The 1,255-nt window shown below is 45.1% G+C and carries 1 protein-coding gene; it reads left to right on the top strand.

The genetic code is table 11. From position 1 onward, the window contains the following. On the top strand, nt 1–1,255 hold a 1,255-nt coding region (locus F6K37_RS35895; protein ID WP_287255715.1), incomplete at both ends, for a peptidase domain-containing ABC transporter.

Here is a 1,255-nt window from a genome sequence, read left to right as displayed (position 1 = left end):
AAACCATTAGCAAAGCTTACTTTCCTAGCCCTACTCAAAAAGTTGGTCATTTGTGGCAGCGAGTGATCCGGCGCTATCCGTTTTTTGCCCAACAGAGTGGTTCTGACTGTGGTGCTGCCTGTCTGGTGATGATCGGTCGTTATTGGGGGAAACGATTCAGTGTTAATCGCTTGCGAGATATCTCCAATGCCGACCGTAATGGCGCTTCATTGCGGGGACTATCAGCGGCTGCGGAAAGTATTGGCTTTTCCACTCGACCGGTGAAAGCTAGTTTGGATCAACTGGCAAAACAACAGCTACCTGCTATTGTTCACTGGGAAGGAAAACACTTTATTGTTGTTTATGAAATTACCAACAAGCATGTGGTAATTGCTGACCCTGGTCTTGGTCAGAAAACTCTGAGCCACCAGGAATTCAAAGCAGATTGGACTGGTTATGCACTGCTACTGGAACCCACAGCAATCCTGAAGGATACCAAAGAAAGTAAGACCTCCTTCTGGCAATTTTTTGAGTTGGTAAAGCCTCACAGTGTTGTGTTGCTGGAGGTGTTTTTTGCTTCCCTGATGATCCAGATATTTGGTCTGGTTACCCCCATATTTACCCAGATAATTTTAGACCGAGTGGTGGTGCAACGGAGCACCCTCACCCTAACCGCTGTGGGGTTAGGATTGCTGATGTTTACTATGTTTCGGGTTGCGATTACCGGGTTGCGGCAATATTTGCTTGACCACACCGCGAATAAGGTAGACCTAGCACTGATTGTGGGGTTTATCAGCCATACCTTGCGATTACCTTTGGGTTTCTTTGAGTCTCGTTTTGTGGGTGATATTACCTCCCGGATTCAGGAAAATCGTAAAATTGAGCGGTTTCTCACCGGTGAAGCGTTATCTATCCTGCTAGATTTACTAACAGTTTTTATCTATGTGGGTTTGATGTTTTGGTACAGTTGGAAGATGGCGCTGCTAATCTTAGTAATTGTGCCACCCTTTTTCGTCCTGGCGTTGATTTCTACACCTTTTTTAAAACGAATTTCTCGGGAAGTATTTAATGCGATCGCAAAAGAAAGCAGTTATCTGATTGAGGTGCTTTCTGGTGTCCGCACTGTCAAGTCTACAGCAGTTGAGCAAACCGTACGCTGGCATTGGGAAGAGTTATTAAATAAAGAAGTTAAAACTAACTTTTCTGGGCAGGTTATTAGCAATCGACTCCAGATTTTCAGCAATACCATCGAGGGGTTAGCCACTACCGCACTGCT

It is taken from the genome of Moorena sp. SIO4E2 (assembly GCF_010671945.1).
GTDB lineage: Bacteria > Cyanobacteriota > Cyanobacteriia > Cyanobacteriales > Coleofasciculaceae > Moorena > Moorena producens.
The sequence above is the reverse complement of the archived record's forward strand: the minus strand, read 5'-3'. Positions and strand labels throughout refer to the sequence as shown.